The organism is Mycobacterium sp. TY815, from assembly GCF_030755135.1.
Lineage (GTDB): Bacteria > Actinomycetota > Actinomycetes > Mycobacteriales > Mycobacteriaceae > Mycobacterium.
In genome coordinates this window covers 3,606,960-3,632,850 of the sequence record NZ_JAUFRX010000001.1, presented here as the reverse complement: position 1 = coordinate 3,632,850, position 25,891 = coordinate 3,606,960, and the positions used below count along the sequence as shown (strand labels likewise).

Here is a 25,891-nt window from a genome sequence, read left to right as displayed (position 1 = left end):
GGTCAGTTGGTGCTGCGCAGGCCGGTGGGGCCGGCCCGGCGGCCCGCCGTCTTCTTCGCCGCCGTTTTCGCGGGAGCTTTCTTGGCCGGCGGCTCGTCGGGGACCGGCGCGAGCTTGGCCTTCGCCGGCTGCGCGGCCTGGACCGGCGGCTCGGGTGAGTGACTGAGCTTCCGGAGCAGCAGAGCGCCGCCGCCCACGGCCAACAGGATCGGCCATTCCACCAGACCTGCCGCGCCGATCGCGCCGATGGCCAGCGCCGCCGCCGGCGTGGACTTGCTTCCGGTGCTGAGGCCCTGCTGGATGCCTTCCGCGGCGCCCTTGACGCCGCCGACGATGCCGTTGACGGCTGCCCCGCCGACTGCCCCGGCGGCGGACGTTGTCGCCGTCGCGGCGCGACTCACCGTTCGCCCCACGCCCCGCAGCGCTTGATCGACGACACCCATGATGCCTCCCTGCCCTCAGTTTCTCCTGTTTGTATACCCCCCTACCGCCCGCATGACCAGAGATTCTCAGCTGCTACGCAGGTCCACGAGCACCGGTGCGTGGTCGCTGGGCGCTTTCCCCTTGCGTTCGTCGCGCACGATCTGCGCATCCACCACCCGGGCAGCCAACGCGGGTGAGCCGAGGATGAAGTCGATCCGCATGCCCTGCCTTTTCGGAAAGCGCAGCTGGGTGTAGTCCCAGTAGGTGTACACCCCCGGTCCCGGGGTGAAAGGCCGCACCAGGTCAGTGAATTGGGCGTCGACGATCGCGTTGAACGCCTGTCGCTCCGGTTCGGAGACGTGCGTGCAGCCCTGGTAGAACTCGGTGCTCCAGACGTCCTCGTCGGTGGGTGCGATGTTCCAGTCGCCGACCAGCGCGATGGGCGCCGACGGATCCGTGCGCAGCCAGCTTTCGGCCGTATTGCGAAGTGCAGCAAGCCATTCCAGCTTGTAGGCGTAATGCGGATCGTCCAGCGCACGGCCGTTGGGCACGTACAGGCTCCATACCCGGACGCCGCCGCAGGTGGCGCCCACGGCCCGGGCCTCGGACGCCGCGGCCACGTCGGGCTTGCCGCTCCAGGCCGGTTGACCGTCGAACCCGACCTGCACGTCCTGAAGTCCGACGCGGGACGCGATCGCCACGCCGTTCCACTGGTTGAAACCGACGTGTGCCACCTCGTAGCCGCGCTCGATCAGTGGCAGCGCGGGGAATTGGGTGTCCGAGCACTTGGTCTCCTGCATCGCCAGCACGTCGACCTCGGCGCGATCGAGCCAGTCGACGACGCGGTCCAGGCGGGTGCGGATCGAGTTCACGTTCCAGGTGGCCAGCCGCAAGACTTCGGACATGAGGTGAGTCTCCTATCAGTGGCGCGGGTCAGGGGCGGACGAGGTAGCGGCGGCGATGGTGCAGCCGGAAGCCTGATTGCACTGCTGCGGAGGTGGATTCGGCTTCCGGAAGGCATATGTACTCCGGGGCCTCCGCTGTCGTGTCGCGGACCAGGAGCTGCTCGACGAGCTCGCAGACCAGGCCCGGGGGCGGTGACAGTAGGCGGTCGGGGATCAGCAGTCGCGGGGTCAGTCCGCGTTGGTCGTACCAGTCGAAGATCTCCGCTATGGTGCCGGAGTGAGCCGAAATTTCAAGTGGCACTGCGGAATTACCGGCCAGGTTGGGGCCGTGTGCGCGCAGTAGCCAGCCCTCCAGCCACTGTTGCTCGGTACCGGGTGCATCCGTCGCAGCGGTGCACTCGAGCCGGCGGATGTCGGCGGTGCGGACCGGCGCGCCGGTCAGCACGCGTAGTGCCGTGACATCGGCCGGGGCGACCTCGACCACGGCGCCGGACTTGGTCTGCACCCGCACCGTCGGGTCGGTGGCCAACAGGTGGCCCACCGCGTCCGTCAGTGGCGGCACCGACCCGGGGGGCCGGCGGTACCGCACCGTCACCCGCGTACCGAGGGCCGGCCACGAGAACATCAGTGACCGAACGGGTCGGGTCCCTCGCCCGGCAGCCAGGACAGGCCGGGAATACCCCAGCCGTGCGACTTGATGGCCCGTTTGGCAGCCCGGGCGTGCCGGCCGATCAGGCAGTCGACGTAGAGAAAACCGTCCAGGTGTCCGGTCTCGTGCTGCAGCATGCGGGCGAACAGGCCGGTGCCCTCGATGGAGATTGGCTTTCCGTCGCCGTCCAGGCCGGTGACCCGGGCCCAGTCGGCACGTCCGGTGGGGAAGGACTCGCCCGGAACCGACAGGCACCCCTCGTCGTCGTCGTGGCCGGCGGACGGCATCGTCTCGGGGATCTCGGAGGTTTCCAGTACCGGATTGACCACGACCCCGCGGCGGCGGTTGGTCAGCCCGCGGTCGTCGGAGCAGTCGTAGACGAACACCCGCAGCCCGAAGCCGATCTGGTTGGCGGCCAGGCCGACGCCGTGGGCGGCGTCCATCGTGTCGTACATGTCCTTGATCAGCGTGGGCAGATCGGCCGGGAGCGATCCGTCGGCGCCGACCGTGATCGGCGTTGTCGGGTTGTGCAAGACGGGATCGCCCACGATGCGGATGGGTACGACGGCCATGGTCGGCTAGCTTAAGGCGTGCGATCGGCACGGTCCGGAACGGGCCGCGCGGCAAGTGTGACCAATCCGACGGGGGCGGGACCGTCGAGCCCGTCTGCCAGGCATCCTGGAACGCGGAGAGGCCGCGTATTCCAAAGCAACTCGGCCGACGCGCGGGTCTGGTTTCCGGCCCAGCAGAATGCGGCGTGTTTCAATAATCGCCGGAGAATGCCCCCGATCTAGGTCAGGTCATTCGATTCAATCGAGTTTTCGCCGGAAGGGTCCAGGGGAAGCGATATGGACAGCGCCATGGCGCGGGCAAATCGATCGGGGGACAACGCTGAGGTCGCCGATGGGCTGACCCGTCGCGAACACGACATCCTGGCGTTCGAACGTCAGTGGTGGAAGTTCGCGGGCGTCAAAGAGGACGCCATCAAAGAGCTGTTCTCGATGTCGGCGACGCGCTACTACCAGGTCCTCAACGCGCTCGTCGACCGCCCGGAGGCGTTGGCGGCCGACCCGATGCTGGTGAAGCGGCTGAGGCGGCTGCGGGCCAGCCGTCAGAAGGCCCGCGCGGCCCGCCGACTCGGCTTCGAGGTGACCTGACGGCCCCCCGGCTACAGTGGGCTCGATGAACGAGCGCGTACCCGACTCTTCCGGGCTTCCCCTGCGGGCCATGGTGATGGTGCTTTTGTTCCTGGGCGTCATCTTCCTGCTGCTCGGCTGGCAGGCCCTGGACTCCTCGGGGAAGTCCGACGACGACGCATCGCCGGTCAGCACGGTGTCGGTCACCACGGCGCCATCCTCGTCGACCAGCGCCAAGCCGGCAGCCGCCAACGAGGCCGAGGTGCGGGTGTACAACATCTCGTCGAAGGAAGGCATCGCCAAGTCGACGGCCGACGAGCTCAAGGCCGCCGGGTTCAAGGTGACCGAGGTGACCAACCTCTCCGTTTCCGACGTCACGGCGACCACCGTCTACTACGGCGAAGAGAGTGAGAAGGCTACCGCCGACGCGGTGGGCAAGAAGCTGGGAGCGCCGGTGGAAAAGCGGATCTCGGCACTTTCCGACCAGCCGCCGGGCGTCATCGTTTTGGTGATGGGTTGACGCTGATTCCAGACCGTCGCCACGCTAGGCTCTCCGCTATGCCTAAGCCTGCCGGTTTGAAAGTCGCAGCCGTAACGTCTGTCGCTCTGCTGAGCGCCTGCTCCTCTCCCCAGCACGCTACGACGACTCCGGGTACGACCCCGTCGGTCTGGACGGGATCCTCGGCGCCGTCGACCTCCGGTCATCAGGAGGCGACGCCCAGTCCGCAGGCGGGCGCGTCGGCCCAGATGCTGATGACGGTGCTGAAGGGTCCCGACGGCGCGCAGATCGCCACGGCGAAGTTCGAGTTCGGCAACGGCTACGCCACCGTGACGGTCGCGACGACCGGCACCGGCGCGCTCTCGCCCGGCTTCCACGGCATGCACCTGCACAAGGTGGGCAAGTGTGAGGCCAACTCCGTGGCCCCCAACGGTGGCGCACCCGGCGACTTCCTGTCCGCGGGTGGGCACCTGCAGCTGCCCGGAGGACCCAGTGGCCACTCCAGCGGTGACCTGCCGCCGCTGCAGGTGCGCAAGGACGGCTCGGGCATGCTGGTGACCACCACGGACGCCTTCACCATGGACGACCTGACCTCCGGAGCCAAGACCGCGATCATCATCCATGCCGGCGCCGACAACTTCGCGAACATCCCGGCCGATCGTTACAAGCAGAACGACGGAACGCCCGGTCCTGACGAGACGACGATGACAACCGGTGACGCCGGCAAGCGGGTGGCGTGCGGTGTCATTGGATCCGGGTAAGGGCCCGGTCAACGGTCTGGGGAACCTGCCCACCAGCAGGGCGCGCAGCCACATCGACTTCGCTCGTTCGCCACGGCCCACCGTGGGTGTGGAGTGGGAGTTCGCACTCGTCGACGCCGGCACCCGGGACCTGAGCAACGAGGCAACCGCGGTCATCGCCGAGATCGGTGAAAACCCGCGCGTTCACAAGGAATTGCTGCGCAACACGGTCGAAGTGGTCAGCGGCATCTGCGAGAACGCCGCCGAGGCGATGCAGGACCTGCGCAACACTCTGGGCCCGGCCCGCCGGATCGTGCGCGACCGCGGCATGGAGTTGTTCTGCGCCGGCACCCACCCGTTCGCGCAGTGGTCCAACCAGAAGCTCACCGACGCACCGCGTTACGCCGAGCTTATTAAGCGCACCCAGTGGTGGGGCCGGCAGATGCTGATCTGGGGCGTGCACGTGCACGTCGGGATCTCCTCGGCCAACAAGGTCATGCCCATCATGTCGTCCCTGCTCAACCAGTACCCCCACCTGCTGGCGCTGTCGGCGTCGTCGCCGTGGTGGGGCGGAGAGGACACCGGCTACGCGAGCAATCGGTCGATGATGTTCCAGCAGCTGCCCACCGCTGGGCTGCCGTTCCAATTTCAGAAATGGTCTGAGTTCGAGGGCTTCGTCTACGACCAGAAGAAGACCGGGATCATCGACCACGTCGACGAAGTCCGTTGGGACGTAAGGCCGTCCCCGCATCTGGGCACGCTCGAGGTGCGGATCTGCGACGGCGTGTCCAATCTGCGGGAGCTGGGCGCGCTGGTCGCGTTGACGCACTGCCTGATCGTCGACCTGGACCGCCGCCTGGAGGCCGATCAGCCGCTGCCGACCATGCCGCCCTGGCATGTGCAGGAGAACAAGTGGCGCGCCGCCCGGTACGGGCTGGACGCGGTGATCATCCTGGATGCCGACAGCAACGAGCGGCTGGTCACCGAGGACCTCGATGACGTGCTGAATCGGTTGGAACCGATTGCCAAGTCGCTCAAGTGTTCTGACGAATTGGCGGCGGTGGCCGACATCCCGCGCCGCGGTGCGTCCTATCAACGGCAGCGGCGGGTGGCCGAGGAGCACGACGGCGATCTGCGATCGGTCGTCGACGCACTGGTGGCCGAGCTCGATATCTGACCCTCGCGAATTCGAGTGTTCTCAGACGCACACTCGATTTCCGTGGGTACGGGCGGCGATCCGCCGCAGCATCCGGCGCACCACGATCCGGTGGGCCCCGCTGCCGATGACCAGTGCGCGGTACACCTTGCCGCGCAAGCCCGGGAAAGCGGCAAATGTCAACGCGCGCAACCGGACTCCGCCGCCGTCCGGGTCCAGCTCGTACACCAGGCGATAGGCCGCGAACGGGTGGCGGCCCTTTAGTGCGAGCCGGCGCGGCGGGGTGGCCTCCTCGAGGGCGAAGCCGAGGGGAACAGTGCGGGGGTCTGCGGGATCGCGACAGGTCTTGGCCAGCAGCGCGGCCCAGGCTTGTGCCGGGGAGGCGGGTATCGCGATAGCATGCTCATCGATATAGGGTAATCGTTCCATATAGAAGGACCATACTAGATCGTGGCACCTCCGCGGAAGCACGAAACCGGCCTGATTCTGGATGCGACCCGGGCGCTGGTGCTCACGGCCGGCCCGCGGGCGGCCAGCGTCGCGGCGATAGCCAAAGCCAGCGGCGCCCCGGCCGGCACGCTGTACCACCGTTTCGGCAATCGCGACGGCGTGGTGATGGCCGCCTGGTTGCGGGCGCTGGACCGGTTCCAGCAGCGCGCGCTCGCGGCGACCGGCGACACCGCCGTGGACCACGCCGTGGCCATGGCCGTGTCTGCCATCGCCTTCGCACGTGAGTTTCCCGACGACGCGCGACTGTTGCTGACCATCCGGCCGGCCGACCTGGTCGACGGCCACTCCGACACCAAATTCCGGGAGACCCTGGCCGCGATGAATGCGCCGCTGACCCAGCGGATGCACGAGTTGACGCACCGGCTCTACGGCAGCGGCGAGCCGCGGGCTCAGGACGCGGTGTACCGCGCCGTCTCCGATCTGCCCTATGCCGTGGTGCGTCGTCACGCTCAGGACGATCCGATGCCGGATTGGCTGGAAGCCGATGTCGCGGCTGCCGCCCGCGCGGTGCTGCATAGTTATGGGGAGAAAGGGGATGAGGCGGATGGAATCACTTGATGTGGCGATGTTTCCCCTCGAATCGGCGCTGTTGCCGGATGAGGATCTGCCGTTGCGCATCTTCGAACCCCGCTACGCCGCGCTGGTTCGGGATTGCCTGGACAACCCCGACCCCCGCTTCGGCGTGGTGCTGATCTCCCGCGGCCGCGAAGTCGGCGGGGGGGACGCGCGCTGCGACGTCGGCACCCTGGCGACCATCGTCGACTACGCCGACGCCGGCGCGGGCCGCTACGCCCTGCAGTGCCGGATGGGCGAACGCATCAAAGTGCTGCAGTGGTTGCCGGACGACCCCTACCCGCGGGCCCGGGTGCAGGTGTGGCCCGACGAGCCCGGGCCGCCGTTGACCCCCGCCGCGTTCCTCGACGCCGAGGACCGGGTGTGGGCGTTGTTCGAGCGGATCGCCGAGATGCAGGGTGCTGAACTGCCGAGCCGGGACGCGGTATTCGACTACGAAGAAGGCGCCGAGCTGTCACACCTGCTGTACGCGTTGGCATCTCGGGTACCGATGGGACCGGCCGACCGCTACGCCGTCCTGTCGGCACCGTCGGCCGCGGACCGGTTGGCCGCGTTGCTCGACGCGGTGGACTCGGTTGCCGCGATGGTGGAGTTTCAGTTGTCGGAGTGATCGACCCGAGGGGCGGCCTCGACTATCAGGTCCAGAAATCGTTCAACGGTATGGCGTACTTGTCGTTGTAGGTCAGCGTGGTCAGCGGCGTTCCCGCGGTTGGACTCAACGCGTATTCGAGTGTCGACATCAGGCCGTAGTGGTCGTAGCGGGTGTTGGTGACGAAGTGCCCGGATTGCATGCCTCCGAACGTCACGGCCGCGTCGTTCGGGATGATCACCGTGTTGATGAGGTTGCCTTGGTTGCCGATGCCCAGGGACAAGTTGTTGTAGTCCTCGTCGAACGTGATGATGATCGCCGACTTCGCGTTCGCATTGTTGGTGTTCCACGACGCCGAGTTCTGGATGGTGGAGACCGTCTGCTGGAGAAAGTGGTCGCCGGCCGCGACGTTGTATTGGTGGTTGGTGAGCTGGCTGGCAAGCCAATTCGCTGCACCGGTCGGGAAATCGACCGGACCTTCCATGTTGTAGGAACCGTCGGCTGCGATCCACGAGAACCTCGGGGTGGTTGCCGTGGACTGTAGGTCAATGCTCAACTGTGTCAGCGGCTGCAGGTGGGTCTGCAGGTAGCCCGGATTGGGGTTGTTGTAGACGTAGGTGAACTGGGCGAAAGGTAGCGCGTCGACGGCGTAGTCCCCGGACGACACGATGGCGCCCGGATACGGCATTCCCTGCGCATAGCCCACCCACGAGATACCGGCGTTGTCCATGGCTTCCATCAGGCTGGGGGCGTTGATGGACGGCGAGGTGGGGTTGTAGATCAGGCCGAAGTCCGATCCGCCCATGATCCGGAAGTAGTTCGGGTCGCTGGGGTGGCCCAGTGCGTAGTAGTTGTTGGCGTAGCCGTAGGAGTTGATCAGGCTGTTGAGGTAGGGAGCGTTGACGCTGCCCAGGATGTCGGCGGCGCCCTTGTTCTCCATGTAGATCAGGTAGACGTGGTCGAGTTGGCCGACGTTCGACGTGGGCACCGTGAGCACCGGCGCGGCCAGGGTGGGGTCGCCGACCGTGAACGACAGGTTGTCGGCGAAGGCGCCGTTGTAGTTGCCCAGGATCGGGTTGCGGTCGGTGAAGGTCGCGGTGACGACCGCGGAGGTGGTGCCGACCGGGACCGTGCCGGAGATATCGCGGGCCTGGAATCCGGTCATCCCCAGGCGGTCGATCGTCGACACCGGCCCGATCGAGCCGGTCCCCAGCGCGACCCCGTTGGCATTGAGGAAGGTGACCTGGACCGAGGTCGAGGACGGGTCCAGGAGGTAGCCGCCGAGCAGTCCGCTGAGGGTATAGGGGACGGTGCCGGTGTTGATGTTGGCCGTTGCGGCGGCCAGATTGACGGTCTGGCTGATCGACGACGTGGCCACGGGACCGCCGCCGGCGAAGTTGCTGCCCGCGCCCGGGGAAGGGTTGCCGGGGAAGCCCAGGCCCAGGAAATTCGGCAGCGTCGGGAACGGAGTCGACGTCGGCGAGGGATAAGTGAGCGCGGTGCCGTAGGGAATGATCGTCGGGGTGCCGGTGACCGTCCAGCCGGGGATGGTCACCGAGCTGAAGCCCGTTATGGACGGGCTGGCAGATTCGAAGCTGCCGTTGACGAGCAGGTTGGGGCTCATGGGCAGGCCGGGGATGCCGTTGTGGCCGGCGAGCCAGCCGCCGGTGCCGATGGTGCCGGGGCGGCCGAGCAGGTTGAGGGTGGGGGAGTAGCCGCCGTTGCCGCCGTTGCCGCCGTTGCCGATGAGCACCGAGTTGCCGCCGATGCCGCCGCGGCCGCCGCTTTGGCCGGGCGCGGCTTCTGCGCCGGGTCCTCCGGAACCGCCGTTGCCCAGTAGTGAGCCGCCGGTTCCGCCGTAACCGCCGGCGCCGCCGGGGCCTGCGACGGAGATTCCGCCGGCACCGCCTGCCCCGCCTACGCCGAGCAGATTCGCGTTGCCGCCGATCCCGCCCTGACCGCCGAGGAATCCGGCGCCGCCTGCCCCGCCGGCACCGCCGGAGCCCAGCAGGCCGGCGGTGCCGCCGGGTCCGCCCAGGCCGCTGGCGCCGGCTTGGCTGGTGCCGCCGGCCCCGCCGGCCCCGCCGGTGCCGATGAACTGTCCGCCTGCGCCCCCGGCCGCGCCGGGGCCGGCGGTCGTGATGCCGATGCCGCCGTCACCGCCGGCGCCACCGGCGCCGATCAGCGAGCCGCCGATGGTGCCGGCGCCGCCGCCGAAGATCGAACCGCTGATGCCGGACGGGCCGCCGGCCCCGCCGGGACCGCCGATGTCGCCGGCGCCGCCGACCCCGCCGCCTCCGCCGGTGGCGCCGAGCAGCCCGCTGAAGGCGCCGCTGGCCCCGCCGACCCCGCCGCCGCCGCCGCGCAGACCCGCGGTCGTGGCCCCGGCCATGCCGCCGCTGCCGCCCGCGCCCCCGCCGCCGAACAGCCCACCGGTCCCGCCGGCGCCACCACCGCCGCCGTTGGCGTCGACCCCGGCCGGGGCGCCGGCGCCGCCGGCCCCGCCGCTGCCGCCGGTGCCGAAGAACAGCCCGCCGTTGCCGCCCTGGCCGCCCGCGCGCCCGACCCCGGTGGCACCGAATCCACCGGCCCCGCCGGTCCCGCCGGTGCCCAACAGCCCGGCGGCACCGCCAGGTCCACCGGGGATGCCGTTGGCGCCGGACCCGCCGGCTCCACCGTCGCCGAGCAGCCACCCGCCCGGACCGCCAGCGGCGCCGGTGCCGGCCGCACCCGGGGCGCCGTTGCCGATCAGTGGGCGCCCGGTCAGCGCCACACTCGGGGTGTTGATCACGTTGAGCGCCGCGGCGGGCAGCAGCAGGCCGTTGGCGCCGGTGGTGCCGGTGGCGCCGGCCACGATGCCCAGCCCACCCACGCCGCCGACCCCGCCGAGGCCGAGGAGTACCGCTTTGCCGCCGGGGCCGCCGGCCCCGCCCGCGTTGAGCGGGGCGCCCTGAGCGCCGGCTCCGCCGGCCCCGCCACTGCCGACCAGCAGCGCTCCGGCTCCTCCGGCTCCACCGGCCCCGCCGGCCCCGGCGCCCGCGAAGCCTCCGGCCCCGCCGACCCCGCCGAACCCGAACCAGCCAGCATCCCCGCCGGCCCCACCGTGGCCGCCGGTGCCCGCGCCGAATGTGACCCCGCCGGCCCCGCCGATACCCCCGGAGCCCAGCGCACCGGCGTGCCCGCCGGCTCCGCCGGCGCCGCCGTCTCCGAGCATGCTGGTGCCCCCGGTCCCACCCGCGCCGCCGTTGCCGAACACCGGGCCGGCGGCGCCGCCGGTCCCGCCGGCTCCGCCGGCCCCGGTCAGCCCCAACCCGCCGGTGCCGCCGCCACCGCCGGCGCCGAACAGCGGGCCCCCGGCTCCACCGGTCCCGCCGATGCCGCCGACAGCCCCGGCGCCGCCGGCGCCACCGGCCCCGCCGCCGGCCCCGACCAGCCCGCCGAGCAACCCGCCGGCTCCACCGGTTCCACCAGTCCCGCCGGCACCCGTGTCAGAAAGCCCGCCGATCCCGCCGGCCCCGCCCGCGCCGAACAAGCCGCCGGCCCCACCGGCCCCGCCTGCACCCGCGGTCCCGGCCACCACGAATCCGCCGGTCCCACCGGCCCCGCCGGTACCCAGCAGCCAGCCCCCGGCGCCGCCGGCGCCGCCGGTTCCACCTCCGATACCTCCGGCGCCGCCGGATCCCCCGCTGCCGATCAGTCCCGCGGCCCCGCCGGCCCCACCCGCTAAACCGGCCTGCCCGGACCCGCCGGCCCCACCGTCACCCAGCAGCCAGCCGCCGGCGCCGCCGCCGGCGCCGGTCCCGGGAGCGCCGTTGGCGCCGTTGCCGATCAGCGGACGCCCCGTCAACGCGACCACCGGACCGTTGATCGGAGCCAAAAGCTGCTCGCCCAGCGCATGCAGATCCACGTTCTGCAGCGCCGACAGATTCACCGCCTCCGCGCTGGCATACGCGCCCGCCCCCGCACTCAACGCCTGGGCAAACTGCGCCTCGAAGACCGCCGCCTGCGCATCCAGCGCCACAAACGTCTGCGCGTAATTACCGAACAACCCCGCAATCGCCGCCGACACCTCATCAGCGGCGGCCGCCGCCACCGACGTGGTCGACGGCGCCCACGACGCCGTCGCCTTCCTGACCGCCTCCCCGATCCCACTCAAATCCGCCGCCGCCGCGGCCAGAGCCTCAGGTGCTGCGATCAGAAAAGTCGACATCTGCGGCTCCCATCATTGGGGCGAGCTGAACGGCTAAATATATTTCAGAAAATCCATAATGCGAAGACCTGGGCTGCCGTGTCCTACGGCGCCTGTCGGCCGAATTCGCGCAACGACTCGATCTGCAGCGGATCCAGCGAGGGCCGCACCTTTTCCCGGGCGGCGGCCAGGTCGGCCGCAGTGACGTCGGCGGCGTCGATGGAGCGCCGCATCGCCGTCAGCGCGGCCTCGCGCAGCAGGGCCACGCAGTCCGCCGCGCTGTATCCGTCCAGTCCGGCAGCCACCGCATCCAGGTCGACATCGGAGCTCAGCGGAATGGATTTGCCTGCGGTGCGCAGGATTTCGCGCCGGGCATCGGCGTCGGGCGGTTCGACGAACACCAACCGTTCCAGCCTGCCCGGACGCAGCAGTGCCGGGTCGATCAGATCCGGCCGGTTGGTGGCGCCCAGCACGACGACGTCGCGCAGTGGGTCGATCCCGTCCAATTCGGTCAGCAACGCGGCCACCACACGGTCGGTCACGCCCGAGTCGAAGCTCTGGCCGCGCCGCGGCGCCAGCGCGTCCACCTCGTCGAGGAAAACCAGTGACGGTGCGGAATCCCTTGCACGCCGGAACAATTCGCGGACTGCCTTCTCCGAGGAGCCCACCCATTTGTCCATCAGCTCGGAGCCTTTGACGGCGTGCACGCTCAGCTGGCCGGTGCTGGCCAGGGCGCGGACCACGAAGGTCTTGCCGCAGCCCGGCGGGCCGTAGAGCAGCACCCCGCGTGGCGGGTCGACGCCGAGACGGGAGAAGGTGTCCGGGTGCTGCAGCGGCCACAGCACCGCCTCGGTCAACGCCTGTTTGGCCTCCACCATGTCGCCGACGTCGGCCAGCGTCACGCTGCCGACGGTGACCTCCTCGCTGGCCGAGCGGGACAGCGGCCTGATCACCGACAGCGCGCCGATCAGATCCTCCTGGCTGAGTTTGGGTGGCTGGCCGTCGGCGCTGGCCCGCGACGCGGCCCGCAGCGCCGCTTCGCGCATCAGCGCCGCCAGGTCGGCGACGACGAAACCTGGTGTCCGCGAGGCGATCTCGTCGAGATCGAGTTCGGTGACGGGCACCTTCTTCAGCAACGCCTCCAACAGCGCCTTGCGGGTTCCGGCGTCGGGCAGCGGCAGGCCCAGTTCACGGTCGCACAACTCCGGGGAGCGCAGCCGGGCATCGATCTGGTCGGGTCGCGCCGTTGTGGCGATCACCGCGACGCCGTCGGTGGCCACGGCCTTGCGCAACTCGGTGAGGATCAGCGCGGCGACCGGGTCGGGAGCTTCCGGCAGTAGGGCGTCGACGTCGGTGATCAGTAGCACCCCACCGCCGTCACTGACCGTGGTGACCGCTGTCGACACCGCGCGCAGCCGGTCCTCGGCGGCCAGTGCGCCAATGGCCGGGCCGTCCACCTCGACCAGCCTGCGCCCGGCGCACACCGCACGGACCAGCGTCACCTTGCCGACACCGGCGGGCCCCGACACCAGGACACCGAGATTGGTGCCGGCGCCCAGGGACTTCAACAGATGCGGCTCGTCGAGGGCGAGCTTGAGCCACTCGGTGAGCTTGGCCGCCTGCGGCTGCGCCCCCTTGAGCTCCTCGACCTGCATCTCCGGGGTCGAGACGTCGACGGCCGGGATCAGCCGGGATGTGTCGGGGACGGCGGTGCCCCAGCTGACCAGCGTGTTGGGCTGGACGCTGACCGGTCCGTGCGGGTCGACACCGGTCACGGTCAGCAGCTCGGAGGTCCAGCTGATCCCGACCGACGACGCCAGCGCGCGGGTGGCGGTCGACGTCGACGTGCCGGGGCCCAGGTCGCGCGGCAACAGCGACACCGCGTCGCCGACCGTCATCACCTTGCCCAGCAGGGCCTGGCGCAGCGTCGCCGGGGACAGCGACTGCGTGGCCAGCGTCGAACCGCTCAGCGTCACGGTGCGCGCCCCGTAGACGGTGACCGCGCTGACGATCACCTCGGTGCCTTCCCGCAGCCCCGCGTTGGACAGTGTGACGTCATCCAGCAGCACGATGCCGATCGGGATGTCGCCGGTAGCCATGCCCGCCACTGCGGCGGTGGTGCGAGACCCGGTGAGTGACACCGCATCCCACTCCCGGATGCCCAGCGCGACGATGGTGCTCGGGTGCAGCCGGACCACACCGCGGCGCGAGTCGACCGCGGACGTGTTCAGCCGCGCGGTGAGAGCGAGCTGATTGGGCCGGGTCACGTCACCTGCCCGGCTTGCGCAACCCGAGCCGCGCCATCGACCGTCGGTGCGGCTGGGCGCGTCGGGTCGCGCGCCGGGCGGCGCGTCGTTGCTTGTTGTCGTCTTCCCACGCTTCCGGGTGTTTGGCCAGCCAGCGCTTGCTGCGCACCGCGAACGGGATGTGGCACACGTAGGAGATGATGATGATCCAGATCAGAACATAGGGCGCCAGCACCGCGGCCGCGGCGGCGATGGCCAGCACCGCCAGCAGTGGGGCCGCCCAGTTCGGCGGCACGGCCAGGGTGTGGAACTTCTTCATCGGGATCGCACTGACCATCAGCAGCGAGGTTCCCGTGATCCATAGGCCCAGGAACCAGATGGACGTCCACCACCCCTCGCCGAACTGCAGTTTGAGGCCGATCGTCCCGATCATCGACACCGCGCCGGCCGGGGCGGGCATTCCGACGAAGTACTCCTTGGCATAGGGCGGCAGCGTCCCGTCGTCCTGCTGGGCGTTGTACCTGGCCAGTCGCAACACCACACACACCGCATACAGCAACACCACCGCCCAGCCGACCGGCCACTTGGACAGCATCGTCACGTAGACCACCAGGGCCGGGGTCACGCCGAAGTTCACCGAGTCGGCCAGCGAGTCGATCTCGGCGCCCATCCGGGACTGTGCGTCGAGGATGCGAGCTACCCGGCCGTCCAGCGCGTCGAGGATGGCAGCTACGGCGATCAGCGCCATTGCGGGGATCGGCTTGTGGTCGAGGGCGAACTTGATCGAGGTGAGGCCGGCGCAGATGGACAGCACGGTCATGGCACTGGGCAGCAGGTGCAGCGCCTCGGTGCGCCGGACCCGTGGTTTGTTGATCATGAGAGCTCCGCCAGGACGGTCTCGCCGCCCAGCGTGCGCTGGCCGAGGGTGACGATCGGCTGGGCTCCCGGCGGCAGGTAGGTGTCCAGCCGCGAGCCGAACCGGATCAGTCCGTAGGTTTCCCCGATCGCGAGCCGGTCGCCGACGTGCGCGTCGCAGACGATGCGGCGTGCGACGAGACCGGCGATCTGGACGACGACCAGGTCCTCGCCGTTGTCCATCCGGATGCGGACGCTGGTGCGCTCGTTGGCCTCGCTGGCCTCGGGAAGATCGGCGGAAAGAAAACTGCCCGGACGGTGCTGGACGGCGATCACCTCACCGCTCACCGGTGCCCGCTGTACGTGGACGTCCAGGATGGACAGAAAGATGCTGATCCGCGGGCGTGGCACGTCACCCATGCTGAGTTCGGCGGGCGGGACCGCGGTGTCGATCACGCAGACCGTGCCGTCGGCGGGCGCGACAACGGCGCCGGGCCGGGTGGGCGGCACCCGCGTCGGGTGCCGGAAGAACCCCGCGCAGGCGCCGGCCGCCAACAGGCCGGTCCGGCGCAGCCACCGGTGCCGGTATCCGATCGCGGCCAGGGCCAGGCCCGCACCGATGAACGGCCGCCCGCCCGGGTGTACCGGGGGAACGGTGTCGCGCACCAACTCGATCAGGTGAGCGGGACCTTGAGAAGAGCCAGGGCGTCGTGCCACGCGGGTCATCTTACGTATGCGTGTATCGGCGGCGTGGTTCGTTGGGCCCCGGGCAGGGAAAGTAGACAGCGAGCCTGCTTGTTTCTAGGAGTCCGATATTCCGACCCCATGCCTCAATACCGCGGCATTGCGCCGGGCAAAGATCGGCGTTACCGCGACGTTCGTCGCTCACGCCGTGGTGTTCTCGTCCTGGGCAGCCCATATCCCGCAGGTCAAGGCGGCCCTCGGGTTGTCCGACGGGGCACTGGGAACGGCGTTGTTCGGGGCGCCCCTCGGTTCGGTCGCGGCGACCTTGTGCAGCCACTGGGCGCTGCCGCGCTGGGGGAGCCGCCGGTTGGTGCCCGGGCTGCTCACCGGCTATGCGTTCGCCGCGATGACGGTCGGGCTGGCCACATCAGGCTGGTGGCTTTTTCTGAGCCTGATGCTGTGGGGCTGGTTTCAGGGCGCGCTGGACGTCGCGATGAACACCCAGGCCGGCACCGTCGAGCGGCTGGCGCGCGCCCCGATCATGGCCCGGTTCCATGGCATGTGGAGCGTGGGTGCGCTGCTGGGTGCGCTGATCGGTGCGGCCTGCGTCAGCGTCGGCATCGGGCTCGAACCACAGCTTGTGGTGCTGGGGGCCGTGGTGCTGGTGCTGGTCGGGCCGCTCACGTTGCGCTTGACCGTCGACGACAACGTCGACTCAGCAGCAGAAGGGCGAGGGCGCACCTGGACCCCGATGGTGGCGATTCTGGCGGCGGTGGCATTCGCGTCGTTCCTGTGCGAGGGAGCCGCCACCGACTGGTCGGCGAACTACGTGCACGACGTCGTCGGCGCCGGCGCCGGGGTGTCAGCGCTGAGCTATGCGGCCTACACCCTGGCGATGGTCGTCATCCGGTTCGGTGCCCTGCGCCTGCACGCCCGCGTCCCGGCGCGCCGGCTGCTGCCGGCGCTGGCTTTGGTCGCCGCCGTCGGCATGAGCATCACGCTCATCGCTGCCGATCCGGTGGTCAGCGTGATCGGGTTCGCCGGCGTGGGGGCGGGGGTCGCGCTGTTGGTGCCCACGGCATTCAGCGCCGCCTATTCGGCCGGCAGCGGCGGCTCGGCGATCGCCCTGGTCGCCGCGACGGGCTGGGTGGGCTATCTGCTCGGCCCGCCGCTGATCGGCCACCTCGCTCAGTGGGCCGGTCTCTCGGCAGCACTGGTCACCATTCCGGTGGTGCTCTCGGTCGCCGCTGCGGCGATCGCGGCCACCTCCGCTTTCGATGCGGCCGACGAATTCCACCGGAATTAGCTCAGGTCCCACACCTGCAGTTCGGTGCCGGCCGGCACCTCCACCACGTCTTCCGGAATGTCCAACAGTGCGTTCGCGGAGGCCAGCCAGCGCAGGTGATGCGACGCCGGCGGGCCGTAGCTGGTGACCTGTCCCGCGGCGGCGTCCAGGATGGCGCGCCGGAACTGCCGCTTGCCACGCGGCGACGTCACCGCCTCGGTGAGCACCGCGGACCGCTTCGGCCGCTCGGGGTTCGGCAGCCCCATCGCCGTGCGCAGCGCCGGCCGGATGAACACCTCGAAGGACACCAGCGCGCTGACCGGGTTGCCGGGCAACGTGACGATCGGTGTGCCCGCCACGAAACCCGCGCCCTGCGGCATGCCCGGCTGCATCGCCACCTTGACGAACGCCACGCCTTCACCGCCTTGCACGCCGTGGGGACCAAAGGCGTCCTTGACCACCTCGTAAGCGCCGGCGCTGACGCCTCCACTGGTGATGATCAGGTCCGCGTCGGCCGCGTACCGGTCCAGGATCGCGGTGAATTGCGCGACGTCGTCACCGGCGGTCGCGGTGGCAACCACGTCGGCGCCGGCTTCCCGGACCGCGGCCGCCAGCATCACCGAGTTGGACTCGTAAATCTGTCCGGGCCGCAGCGGGGTGCCCGGTGCCACCAGTTCGGATCCGGTGGACATCAGCAGCACCCGTTGCCTCGGGACCACCGGCAACTCGGCCAGCCCCAGCGCGGCAAGCAGTCCGAGGGCGGCCGGTGTCACCACCTCGCCGGCCGTGAGCACGATGGTGCCGGCCTCGACGTCCTCGCCGGCCCGGCGGATGTGTCTGCCGGCCTCGGAATGCTGCCGGATCTGCACGGACTGCGCGCCGCCGTCGGTGGCCTCTACCGGCACGATGGCCGTCGCGCCGGCCGGCAGCGGTGCTCCGGTCATGATCCGGTGCGCGGTGCCTGGTTGCAGGGTCAGCTCGTCGGTGCGGCCGGCCGGGATGTCCTCGGCGACCGGCAGCACCACCGGGTGCTCGGGCGTCGCGCCCGCGGTGTCCTCGGCGCGCACCGCATAGCCGTCCATCGCGGAGTTGTCGAAGACCGGCAGCGCCAACGGCGCGACGACGTCCCCGGCCAGCGCCAGGCCCAGGGCGTCGGTCAGGGCCGCGTTGACGGCGGGACGGGCCGCGATCATCTGCGCGATCGCGTGCTGATGCTCGGTGACGGAACGCATGTCAGACCGGGAACTTCACGCCGGTGAGTTCTTCGGAGACACTCCAGAGCCGGCGTTGCAGCTCTGCGTCGTGCGACTGCGCGCTGGACTGCACCAGCATCGGGTGCCCGCGTTGCTCACCGAGACCGTCCGGGCCGTAGTACTGACCGCCTTCGACCGCCGGGTCGGTGGCCGCACGCAGCGTCGGCAGCGCACCGGCCTCCGCGCTCTGGAAGAGCAACGGTGCGAGCGCGTTGAGTGGCCGCAGGATACGGGGGACGTTGCGGGCCAGTTCGGTGGCCGAGCCGCCCGGGTGCGCGGCGACGGCGATGGTGTGCGCCTTCCCGGCTTGCTGGGCGGCCGACAGCCGGCGCTGCAGCTCGTAGGTGAACAGCAGATTGGCCAGCTTCGACTGTCCGTACGCGCCGATCCGGCTGTAGCTGCGTTCCCACTGCAGGTCGTCGAAGTGGATCGCGGCGCGCATACGGTGGCCGAGGCTGCTGACCGTCACCACCCGGGAGTCGCGCACGCCGAGCAGGTGGTCGAGCAGCAGCCCGGTCAACGCGAAGTGCCCGAGATGGTTCGTGCCGAACTGCAACTCGAAACCGTCCGCGGTCAGCTCCTTCGGCGTCCACATCACGCCGGCGTTGTTGATCAGCAGATCGATGCGCGGATAGGCGCTGCGCAGCTCGTCGGCCGCCCGGCGCACCGACGCCAGCGAGCTGAGGTCGAGTTCGGTCAACGTGACCTGAGCATCGTTCTTGGCGGCGACGATCCGGGACAGCGCGGCGTTGCCCTTGTCCAGGTTGCGTACCGCCAGCACCACGTGGGCACCGTGGAAGGCCAGGGCGGCAGCGGTGTGGTAGCCGAGCCCGGTGTTGGCGCCGGTGACGACCACGGTGCGCCCGCTCTGGTCCGGGATGTCGGCGGTCGTCCACTTGCGGTCTTGAATGCTGTTGGAAGCCATGGCCCGAACATACTCACGCGCAACCCCGGCGCGGCGGCACGTACATTTGAGAACGTGGTTACCGGGATGCGCCAACGTCATTCCCCAGGCCGGCCGTCGGTGGGCATCATCGGCGCCGGCGCGGGCGGTATCGCGATGGGCATCCAGCTCGCTGCCGGCGGATACGACTTCACCATCTTCGATCGCGCCGACGGCTTCGGCGGGACCTGGCGGCACAACACCTTTCCCGGTGCGGCCTGCGATGTGCCGTCGCATCTCTATTCGTTCTCCTTCGCGCTCAATCCCCGCTGGAGCAAGACCTATGCGAACCAGCCCGAGATCCTCGCCTACCTCGAACGGGTTGCCGCCGACCATGGGCTGGAACCCCACCTGCGGTGCGGGACCTCGATCAGCACGGCGCGGTGGTCCGGCCGGTGTTGGACGCTGCAGACCGAGGACGGTGACGAGCACGAGTTCGACTACGTGGTGAGCGCGGTCGGCATGCTCGACGTTCCGCACGTGCCGGACATTCCGGGTGCGCGACGGTTCCGCGGCCGGCAGTTCCATTCGGCCCGCTGGGATCACACCAGGTCGACGGCCGGTGAGCGGGTGGCTTCGATCGGCACCGGCGCCAGTGCCGTGCAGTACGTGCCGGCGATCGCACCGCAGGCCGCTCACCTGACGGTGTTCCAGCGGACCCCGATCTGGATCGCGCCACGCTTCGACTTCCCGTTCACCGCCGAGCAGCACGAGCTGTTCGAGCGCGATCCGGCCGAGGCCCGCAAGCTGCGCGAGGAGGCCTTTGCGTCCTACGAGTCGTCCAGCTTCGACGTCGACGCGGCCCAGACCCACGAGCAGACCGAGCTGGCGCGCAGCTACCTGATGCGCAAAGTGGTGGACCCGGTGTTGCGGGCCAAACTCACACCGGACTACCCGGTGGGCTGCAAGCGGCCGCTGCAGTCCCGCGAGTGGTATCCGACCTTCGCGCTGCCGCATGTCGAGCTGGAGACCACCTCGATCGCCGAGTTGACCGAGCACGGCGTGCGCACCGTCGATGGAGTCGAACACCGGGTCGACACCGTCATCTACGGCACCGGGTTCAAGGCTGCCGACTACCTGGCCAGCATCGACGTCTACGGCGAGGGCGGCCGCCGGCTGCGCGACGACTGGAGTGACGGCGCCGAGGCCTACCTCGGCACGATGGTGGCCGGATATCCGAACCTGTTCACCCTCTATGGGCCCAATACCAACGGGGTCAATTCGATCCTGTACATCCACGAGGCGCAGACGACCTTCATCCGGCACATCCTGGACACAGTCGCGCAGCGGGGGGCGCGCGCGGTCGTGGTGACCGAGGCCGCCCAGCGGCGCTACAACGACGAACTACAGGCCGCCATGGAAGGCAAGGTGTGGCTGGCCAACTGCAACAGCTATTACCGGCATCCCAGCGGCAAAGTGGTGACCCAGCTTCCGTTCAGCGGCCGGACGTTCTTCGAACGCACCCGCGCGATGGTCGCCGGCGACTATCTGCTGAGTTGACCCTCGCGGGGTATCTGCTACTCGATGATGTGGTTGTCGTGCGCGGCGAACCACTCGCGCCGCTCGTCGTCGGTCATGTCGGCCAGCGCCGGGAACCCTTCGAAATAGGCCTCGCGCGGTGCACCCGGCGCGAAGAGCATCAGCATCGATGCAGGTTCGTCCATCTCGTTGCGGAACCCGTGGATGCCGCCGGGCGGGACGTAAAGGAAGTCGCCCTGGCGGGCGTCGACCCAGTCTCGCCCGTCGTAGAGACGCATGGTGCCGGCCAACACGAAGAAGGCCTCGGACATCGCACGGTGGAAATGCGGGCCCGGCCCGCCGCCGGCCGGAGCGATGTCGACGCGGTACAGGCCGTAGTAGCCGTCGGTGGCCTGCTGATTGGCCAGGTAGTGGTACTTGACCCCGAAGTTCTCATAGTCCGGCGGTTCGTCGGCCCGCTTGAGCCAGGCGCTGACCTCCGGTTCCGCTTTGGTGTATCGCGGCGGGGGGTAAGGCGGCACTACCAGGGACATCGCTCCAGTGTGCCCCGTGCGGGCGGCAGGATTCCCTCCGCCGAGCATGAATTTCACGACGCGCCACGCCGGTGACGCGTCGGGTACTTCACAACGGGCGCTTCAGCCCACGGCGAACGCGGCGGTCCACGCCCCGGGCGATCTTGCACTCGGCATAGGCGAGTGCTAATAATGACGTTGGCACTCGACATAGGCGAGTGCTAGGTCGGGACGGTGAGGTCCAGCGACAAACCGCTGTGACCGTCCGTCGCGGGCACTGCGCCCGGCCAGCGTAAGTAACGGGGTGGCCCACCATTGGTCAGCCCGTATCATCCCCAATCCGGAGGAATCACTTCGCAATGGCCAAGACAATTGCGTACGACGAAGAGGCCCGTCGCGGCCTCGAGCGGGGCCTCAACGCCCTCGCCGACGCGGTAAAGGTGACGCTGGGCCCCAAGGGTCGCAACGTCGTCCTCGAGAAGAAGTGGGGCGCCCCCACGATCACCAACGATGGTGTGTCCATCGCCAAGGAGATCGAGCTGGAGGACCCGTACGAGAAGATCGGCGCCGAGCTGGTCAAGGAAGTCGCCAAGAAGACCGACGACGTCGCCGGTGACGGCACCACGACGGCCACCGTGCTGGCGCAGGCGCTGGTCAAGGAAGGCCTGCGCAACGTCGCTGCCGGTGCCAACCCGTTGGGTCTGAAGCGCGGCATCGAGAAGGCGGTGGAGAAGGTCACCCAGACCCTGCTCTCCTCGGCCAAGGACGTCGAGACCAAGGAGCAGATCGCGGCCACCGCGGGCATCTCCGCGGGCGACCAGTCGATCGGTGACCTGATCGCCGAGGCGATGGACAAGGTCGGCAACGAGGGCGTCATCACCGTCGAGGAGTCCAACACCTTCGGCCTGCAGCTCGAGCTCACCGAGGGCATGCGGTTCGACAAGGGGTACATCTCGGGCTACTTCGTCACCGACGCCGAGCGTCAGGAAGCCGTCCTGGAGGACCCCTACATCCTGCTGGTGTCCAGCAAGGTGTCGACCGTCAAGGACCTGCTGCCGCTGCTGGAGAAGGTCATCCAGGGTGGCAAGCCGCTGCTGATCATCGCCGAGGACGTCGAGGGCGAGGCGCTGTCGACCCTGGTCGTCAACAAGATCCGCGGCACCTTCAAGTCGGTGGCCGTCAAGGCTCCCGGCTTCGGTGACCGCCGCAAGGCGATGCTGCAGGACATGGCCATCCTCACCGGTGGTCAGGTCATCAGCGAAGAGGTCGGTCTGTCCCTCGAGACCGCCGACATCTCGCTGCTCGGCAAGGCCCGCAAGGTCGTCATCACCAAGGACGAGACCACCATCGTCGAGGGCGCCGGTGACCCCGACGCCATCGCCGGCCGGGTGGCCCAGATCCGCGCCGAGATCGAGAACAGCGACTCCGACTACGACCGCGAGAAGCTGCAGGAGCGCCTGGCCAAGCTGGCCGGCGGTGTTGCGGTGATCAAGGCCGGCGCTGCCACCGAGGTGGAGCTCAAGGAGCGCAAGCACCGCATCGAGGACGCCGTCCGCAACGCCAAGGCGGCCGTCGAGGAGGGCATTGTCGCCGGTGGTGGCGTGGCCCTGCTGCAGTCGGCTCCGGCCCTGGCCGAGCTGAACCTCTCGGGCGACGAGGCGACCGGTGCCAACATCGTGCGCGTGGCGCTCGAGGCTCCGCTGAAGCAGATCGCCTTCAACTCCGGGCTGGAGCCCGGCGTGGTGGCCGAGAAGGTTCGCAACTCGCCCGCCGGCACCGGCCTGAACGCCGCCACCGGTGAGTACGAGGACCTGCTCAAGGCCGGCGTTGCCGACCCGGTCAAGGTGACCCGTTCGGCGCTGCAGAACGCGGCGTCCATCGCGGGCCTGTTCCTGACCACCGAGGCCGTCGTGGCCGACAAGCCGGAGAAGGCGGCCGCTCCGGCGGGCGACCCGACCGGTGGCATGGGCGGTATGGACTTCTAAGAGGTCAACGAGAAGCCCGGCTCCTCCAAGGGAGCCGGGCTTTTTCGTGTGATAGGGGGTAGTCATGGACGTTCCGGACTGGGTGTGGGCCCTGACCATCGTGGCGATCGTGGGCCTGCTGGCCTTCGACTTCGTCTTCCACGTCCGCAAGGCGCATGTCCCGACGCTGCGGGAAGCCGCGTTGTGGTCGTCGGGTTACGTGGGCGTCGCCGTGCTGTTCGGCGTCGGCCTGCTCTTGTTCGGCAGCGGGGAGGCGGGTCCGGAGTACTTCGCCGGGTACGTCACGGAGAAGGCGCTGTCGGTCGACAACCTGTTCGTCTTCCTGGTGATCATCGCCAGCTTCCGGGTCCCGCGTGAGGACCAGCAGAAGGTGCTGTTGTTCGGGATCGCCTTCGCCCTGATCGCCCGTACCGGGTTCATCTTTCTCGGCGCGGCGCTGATCAATGCGTTCGCGTGGGTCTTCTACCTGTTCGGCCTGATCCTGTTGCTCACCGCGGGCAGTGTGCTGAAGAACGACCACGACGACGACGATCGCAAAGCCGACAACTTCGTCATCCGGCTGGCCAAGAAGGTGATCCGCACCAGCGAGCACTACGACGGCGACAAGCTGTTCACCACCATCGACGGCAAGCGGGCGATGACGCCGATGCTGCTGGTCATGGTGGCTATCGGGGGCACGGACATTCTGTTTGCGCTGGACTCGATCCCGGCCATCTTCGGCCTCACCCAGCACGTCTACATCGTGTTCACCGCGACGGCGTTCTCACTGCTCGGTCTGCGGCAGCTGTATTTCCTGGTCGACGGCTTGCTGGACCGGCTCATCTACCTGTCCTACGGACTGGCGGGGATTCTCGGCCTCATCGGCGTCAAGCTGATCCTGCACGCCTTGCACGAGAACAACGTCCCGTTCATCAACGGCGGTGAGCCGGTGAAAGTCATCGAGATCAGCACCTGGACGTCGCTGACCGTGATCGTCGGTGTCCTGATCGTCACCGTGGTGGCCTCCCTGCTGAGCAACAAGGGCAAGGCGATGACGGCGATTGCGAACGCCCGCCGGCACGCGACGGCCTATCTGGACTCGGAGTACACCCACGACCCCGAGGAACGCGAACGCATCTTCAACAAGTTGCTTGCCGAGCGCGATCAGATCATGGACATGAAGCCGAAGTACCGTCAGTTGGTCCGGGACGAGCCGGCACTGCGGGAACTGCTCGACCGCGCGGCCGATAAACACGACGAGGCCGTCGAGCGTGGCGAAGCCCAGCCGTTCGTCCGCAAGGGACTGACCTCGTAGGCTACGACCCGGCGTCGGCCGGCAGCGAGAACACGACGCAGTCGTGCAGGCAGCCCTTGGCTGCCGAAGGAGAATCGGCATTGCGGTGCAGCAGCGCGCGCGTGGGGGTCACGTCGCAGCGCACCGTGTCGGCGCCGGCATCGGAAATCTCAGCGTGGCCGTCGACGATCAGCGAATAGCCGCCCGGTGCCGGCGGCGGCCATACCAGCGTGACGTCCCTGCGATGTGCCAGGTTGTTCCGGGTTCCCCCGCCGATCAGCCCGACATCGAGCACCGCCAGGTCACGCAGCACCGGCTCAACGGTCACGGTATGCGCGCGGTAGTCGTCGTCCACGGTGATCAGATAGGCGAACGGATAGTCCGGCAGGGTGTCCGCCAACCGCTGGAAGTCGACCGGTTTGGTCTTTGCAGCCACGAATCGAGGATAGGCGCGTGGCTACTCGGTGCGGATCGGGAACTGGATAACCCGGCTCTGGTCGCCGGTGTCGCGCTCGGCCGCCGGGTAGAAGTTGGACTTCGGAATGCCGGAGTTGGGCAGGCTCGGGGCACCGATGCCGGATTCGCGACCGAGCGTGGTCCGCACCCCCGGGTCGCTGGTGCTGGGGTTGACGAAGCCCGTCACCGGGGTGCTGGCCGAGGTCCGCAGGCCTGCGTTGGCGGCCGGGCTGCTGGTCGGGTTGGCCGAGACCGATCCCTGAGCGCCGCTGTCGACGGCTGCCGCCGGCGCGGATGCCGGGGCGACCATCGGGGTGCTGCTCAGGCCCGAGTTCAAGGCTCCGGCCAGGCCGGTGTGCAGGCCGCCGGTATTCGCCAGGGCCGAGCTGAGCAGCCCCGAACTCAGCGCCGCCGTGCCCAGGCCGCCGGTGGCGTAGTGCGCGGAGTTGGCCAGGCCCGCCTCCAGGCCGGTGCCACCCAGGCCGGCGTTCTGCAGTCCGGAGCCGAGGTAGCCCATCGATCCGCTGAACCCGGTGTTGACGCTGCCCGAGTTGCCCAGGCCGGTATTCAGGGAGCCCGAGTTGCCCAGGCCCAGGTTCCCGTTGCCGGAGTTGAAAAAGCCGGTGTTGCCGGTGCCGGAGTTGCCGAATCCGGTGTTGCCGCTGCCCGAGTTGAACCCGCCGAAGCCGAACTGCTTGTCGCCGGTGAGGCCCATGCCCAGGACGTCGCTACCGGTGTTGCCGATGCCCAGGTTGTTGCTGCCGAAGTTCCCCAGACCCAGGTTGTTGTTTCCGGTGTTGCCGATGCCGAGGTTGCCACTGCCGCTGTTGCCGGCGCCGACGTTGCCGCTGCCGCTGTTGCCGATACCGAAGTTGTAGTTGCCGGCGTTGTTGTTGCCGATGTTGCCGCTGCCGGTGTTGCCGAAGCCGAAGTTGATGGTGCCGTTCTTGCCGATGTCGATGCCGAGGTTGCGCAGGACCTGCTGCCAGGGCGCCAGTTGAGCGGCCGCCGCCGACGCGTCGAAGTGGTAGTTCGCCATGGCAGCCACGTCCAGCGCCCACATTTGCTCGTAGGCGGATTCGGTGTCCATGATGGCCGGCCAGTTCATGCCGAAGAAGTTCGTCGAGGCGAGCATCTGCACCAGACCGCGGTTGGCCGCCACCACCGCGGGCTGCACGGTGGCGGCCACCGCCGTCTCGAACGCGACCGCCGTCGCGGCGGCCTGCGCGGCCGCCTGCTCGGCCTGAACCGCGGCTGCACTGAGCCAGCTCATGTACTGGGTGGCGACGACCATCATGGCGGCCGCCGAGGCGCCCTGCCATGATCCACTGGTCAGCTCCTGGGTGACGGAACTGAATGACGACACCGCTGAAGCGAGATCTTCGGCCAGACCGCCCCATGCGGAGGCAGCAGAAAGTAGCGGTCCCGCGCCGGGACCGGCAAACATCAATGCCGAGTTAATCTCTGGCGGCAACCACGCGAAATGCGGGCTTGTCACCACCCAAACTTACCCGGCACAGCCTTTTACCGTGGGCGTATCGGGTAACCCGC

General features: G+C 69.1%; 22 protein-coding genes and 3 pseudogenes. 10 read left to right on the top strand and 15 right to left on the bottom strand.

Annotation, left to right across the window (positions count from 1 at the left end; all coding sequences use genetic code 11):
• Positions 1–2: 2 nt before the first annotated feature.
• From QXK92_RS15800 to QXK92_RS15785, 4 genes and pseudogenes are all read right to left on the bottom strand, one after another.
• A complete protein-coding gene (locus QXK92_RS15800; RefSeq protein ID WP_306242698.1) occupies positions 3–443 on the bottom strand; it encodes a hypothetical protein in 441 nt (146 codons plus the stop codon).
• A gap of 66 nt (positions 444–509) precedes the next feature.
• Positions 510–1,316 carry an exodeoxyribonuclease III gene (locus QXK92_RS15795; protein ID WP_306244469.1) on the bottom strand — a complete coding sequence of 269 codons (807 nt, stop codon included), beginning with the start codon at positions 1,314–1,316 and terminating at the stop codon, positions 510–512.
• Between the two features lie 133 nt (positions 1,317–1,449).
• Positions 1,450–1,953 (bottom strand): annotated as a pseudogene (locus QXK92_RS15790) (GNAT family N-acetyltransferase); the annotation flags it as partial.
• Positions 1,953–2,549, bottom strand: coding sequence for a peptide deformylase (locus QXK92_RS15785; protein WP_306242696.1), 597 nt, complete (start codon positions 2,547–2,549; stop codon positions 1,953–1,955). The gene QXK92_RS15785 and the pseudogene QXK92_RS15790, both read right to left, overlap by 1 nt.
• Before the next feature lie 276 nt (positions 2,550–2,825).
• Here QXK92_RS15785 and QXK92_RS15780 point away from each other — a divergent pair, with 276 nt between their 5' ends.
• The 4 genes from QXK92_RS15780 to QXK92_RS15765 are packed head-to-tail and all read left to right on the top strand — an operon-like array spanning position 2,826 to position 5,529.
• Positions 2,826–3,134, top strand: a complete 309-nt coding sequence (locus tag QXK92_RS15780; RefSeq protein WP_306242694.1) for a DUF3263 domain-containing protein — start codon at positions 2,826–2,828, stop codon at positions 3,132–3,134.
• A gap of 25 nt (positions 3,135–3,159) precedes the next feature.
• On the top strand, positions 3,160–3,633 hold the full coding sequence (locus tag QXK92_RS15775) for a LytR C-terminal domain-containing protein (RefSeq protein WP_306242692.1): 474 nt from the start codon (positions 3,160–3,162) through the stop codon (positions 3,631–3,633).
• Positions 3,634–3,671: 38 nt separating this feature from the next.
• On the top strand, positions 3,672–4,373 hold the full coding sequence (locus QXK92_RS15770) for a superoxide dismutase family protein (protein WP_306242690.1): 702 nt from the start codon (positions 3,672–3,674) through the stop codon (positions 4,371–4,373).
• 25 nt (positions 4,374–4,398) lie between these two features.
• Positions 4,399–5,529 (top strand): glutamate--cysteine ligase, encoded by a 1,131-nt coding sequence (locus tag QXK92_RS15765; protein WP_306244467.1) that lies wholly within the window; start codon positions 4,399–4,401, stop codon positions 5,527–5,529.
• Positions 5,530–5,550: 21 nt separating this feature from the next.
• Here QXK92_RS15765 and QXK92_RS15760 read toward each other — a convergent pair whose 3' ends face one another.
• The gene (locus QXK92_RS15760) at positions 5,551–5,937 is read right to left on the bottom strand and encodes a hypothetical protein (protein ID WP_306242688.1); all 387 of its coding nucleotides are present in this window, start codon (positions 5,935–5,937) and stop codon (positions 5,551–5,553) included.
• 21 nt (positions 5,938–5,958) lie between these two features.
• Between QXK92_RS15760 and QXK92_RS15755 the strand changes: the two genes are divergently transcribed.
• Complete coding sequence (locus tag QXK92_RS15755; protein ID WP_306242685.1) at positions 5,959–6,576, top strand: TetR/AcrR family transcriptional regulator; 618 nt, start codon at positions 5,959–5,961, stop codon at positions 6,574–6,576.
• The gene (locus QXK92_RS15750) at positions 6,554–7,201 is read left to right on the top strand and encodes an LON peptidase substrate-binding domain-containing protein (RefSeq protein ID WP_371934178.1); all 648 of its coding nucleotides are present in this window, start codon (positions 6,554–6,556) and stop codon (positions 7,199–7,201) included. The genes QXK92_RS15755 and QXK92_RS15750 overlap by 23 nt, the downstream gene beginning before the upstream one ends.
• Before the next feature lie 25 nt (positions 7,202–7,226).
• On the opposite strand, the pseudogene QXK92_RS15745 reads toward QXK92_RS15750, so the two are convergent.
• The 5 genes and pseudogenes from QXK92_RS15745 to QXK92_RS15725 form a co-directional block, all read right to left on the bottom strand.
• Positions 7,227–8,069 (bottom strand): annotated as a pseudogene (locus tag QXK92_RS15745) (alkaline phosphatase family protein); the annotation flags it as partial.
• 1,044 nt (positions 8,070–9,113) lie between these two features.
• Positions 9,114–11,390, bottom strand: a pseudogene (locus QXK92_RS15740) (PE family protein); the annotation flags it as partial.
• Between the two features lie 83 nt (positions 11,391–11,473).
• The gene (locus tag QXK92_RS15735; protein WP_306242683.1) at positions 11,474–13,636 is read right to left on the bottom strand and encodes an AAA family ATPase; all 2,163 of its coding nucleotides are present in this window, start codon (positions 13,634–13,636) and stop codon (positions 11,474–11,476) included.
• A gap of 1 nt (position 13,637) precedes the next feature.
• The gene (pssA, locus tag QXK92_RS15730; protein WP_306242681.1) at positions 13,638–14,492 is read right to left on the bottom strand and encodes a CDP-diacylglycerol--serine O-phosphatidyltransferase; all 855 of its coding nucleotides are present in this window, start codon (positions 14,490–14,492) and stop codon (positions 13,638–13,640) included.
• Positions 14,489–15,187: a phosphatidylserine decarboxylase gene (locus QXK92_RS15725; RefSeq protein WP_306242680.1), complete on the bottom strand. Its 699-nt coding sequence runs from the start codon at positions 15,185–15,187 to the stop codon at positions 14,489–14,491. The genes pssA and QXK92_RS15725 overlap by 4 nt, the downstream gene beginning before the upstream one ends.
• Before the next feature lie 127 nt (positions 15,188–15,314).
• On the opposite strand from QXK92_RS15725, the gene QXK92_RS15720 reads away from it, so the two are divergent.
• A complete protein-coding gene (locus QXK92_RS15720; RefSeq protein ID WP_306242679.1) occupies positions 15,315–16,460 on the top strand; it encodes an MFS transporter in 1,146 nt (381 codons plus the stop codon).
• Here the strand turns inward: QXK92_RS15720 and glp are convergent.
• Together glp and QXK92_RS15710 are read right to left on the bottom strand one after the other, a co-directional pair.
• Positions 16,457–17,671 (bottom strand): gephyrin-like molybdotransferase Glp, encoded by a 1,215-nt coding sequence (gene glp, locus QXK92_RS15715; protein ID WP_306242677.1) that lies wholly within the window; start codon positions 17,669–17,671, stop codon positions 16,457–16,459. The genes QXK92_RS15720 and glp overlap by 4 nt on opposite strands.
• A gap of 1 nt (position 17,672) precedes the next feature.
• Positions 17,673–18,617, bottom strand: a complete 945-nt coding sequence (locus tag QXK92_RS15710) for an SDR family NAD(P)-dependent oxidoreductase (protein ID WP_306242675.1) — start codon at positions 18,615–18,617, stop codon at positions 17,673–17,675.
• 54 nt (positions 18,618–18,671) lie between these two features.
• Between QXK92_RS15710 and QXK92_RS15705 the strand changes: the two genes are divergently transcribed.
• Complete coding sequence (locus QXK92_RS15705) at positions 18,672–20,135, top strand: NAD(P)/FAD-dependent oxidoreductase (RefSeq protein ID WP_306242673.1); 1,464 nt, start codon at positions 18,672–18,674, stop codon at positions 20,133–20,135.
• A gap of 17 nt (positions 20,136–20,152) precedes the next feature.
• Here QXK92_RS15705 and QXK92_RS15700 read toward each other — a convergent pair whose 3' ends face one another.
• A complete protein-coding gene (locus tag QXK92_RS15700) occupies positions 20,153–20,647 on the bottom strand; it encodes a cupin domain-containing protein (protein WP_306242671.1) in 495 nt (164 codons plus the stop codon).
• A 338-nt stretch (positions 20,648–20,985) separates the two neighbouring features.
• Between QXK92_RS15700 and groL the strand changes: the two genes are divergently transcribed.
• Positions 20,986–22,611: a chaperonin GroEL gene (groL, locus tag QXK92_RS15695; protein ID WP_306242669.1), complete on the top strand. Its 1,626-nt coding sequence runs from the start codon at positions 20,986–20,988 to the stop codon at positions 22,609–22,611.
• Between the two features lie 64 nt (positions 22,612–22,675).
• A complete protein-coding gene (locus QXK92_RS15690; protein ID WP_306242666.1) occupies positions 22,676–23,905 on the top strand; it encodes a TerC family protein in 1,230 nt (409 codons plus the stop codon).
• A gap of 1 nt (position 23,906) precedes the next feature.
• Here QXK92_RS15690 and QXK92_RS15685 read toward each other — a convergent pair whose 3' ends face one another.
• Together QXK92_RS15685 and QXK92_RS15680 are read right to left on the bottom strand one after the other, a co-directional pair.
• Positions 23,907–24,320 carry a pyridoxamine 5'-phosphate oxidase family protein gene (locus tag QXK92_RS15685; RefSeq protein ID WP_306242660.1) on the bottom strand — a complete coding sequence of 138 codons (414 nt, stop codon included), beginning with the start codon at positions 24,318–24,320 and terminating at the stop codon, positions 23,907–23,909.
• A gap of 21 nt (positions 24,321–24,341) precedes the next feature.
• Entirely contained in the window at positions 24,342–25,838 is a 1,497-nt protein-coding gene (locus tag QXK92_RS15680) for a PPE family protein (protein WP_306242656.1), read from the bottom strand.
• Positions 25,839–25,891 lie beyond the last annotated feature (53 nt).

Bases quoted from the DNA above. Each gene is read 5' to 3' on its own strand.
- QXK92_RS15800 (WP_306242698.1), bottom strand. From the start codon at position 443: ATGGGTGTCGTCGATCAAGCGCTGCGGGGCGTGGGGCGAACGGTGAGT.
- QXK92_RS15785 (WP_306242696.1), bottom strand. From the start codon at position 2,549: ATGGCCGTCGTACCCATCCGCATCGTGGGCGATCCCGTCTTGCACAAC.
- QXK92_RS15780 (WP_306242694.1), top strand. From the start codon at position 2,826: ATGGACAGCGCCATGGCGCGGGCAAATCGATCGGGGGACAACGCTGAG.
- QXK92_RS15775 (WP_306242692.1), top strand. From the start codon at position 3,160: ATGAACGAGCGCGTACCCGACTCTTCCGGGCTTCCCCTGCGGGCCATG.
- QXK92_RS15770 (WP_306242690.1), top strand. From the start codon at position 3,672: ATGCCTAAGCCTGCCGGTTTGAAAGTCGCAGCCGTAACGTCTGTCGCT.
- QXK92_RS15760 (WP_306242688.1), bottom strand. From the start codon at position 5,937: ATGGAACGATTACCCTATATCGATGAGCATGCTATCGCGATACCCGCC.
- QXK92_RS15750 (WP_371934178.1), top strand. From the start codon at position 6,554: ATGAGGCGGATGGAATCACTTGATGTGGCGATGTTTCCCCTCGAATCG.
- pssA (WP_306242681.1), bottom strand. From the start codon at position 14,492: ATGATCAACAAACCACGGGTCCGGCGCACCGAGGCGCTGCACCTGCTG.
- glp (WP_306242677.1), bottom strand. From the start codon at position 17,671: ATGCGTTCCGTCACCGAGCATCAGCACGCGATCGCGCAGATGATCGCG.
- QXK92_RS15710 (WP_306242675.1), bottom strand. From the start codon at position 18,617: ATGGCTTCCAACAGCATTCAAGACCGCAAGTGGACGACCGCCGACATC.
- QXK92_RS15700 (WP_306242671.1), bottom strand. From the start codon at position 20,647: ATGTCCCTGGTAGTGCCGCCTTACCCCCCGCCGCGATACACCAAAGCG.
- groL (WP_306242669.1), top strand. From the start codon at position 20,986: ATGGCCAAGACAATTGCGTACGACGAAGAGGCCCGTCGCGGCCTCGAG.
- QXK92_RS15690 (WP_306242666.1), top strand. From the start codon at position 22,676: ATGGACGTTCCGGACTGGGTGTGGGCCCTGACCATCGTGGCGATCGTG.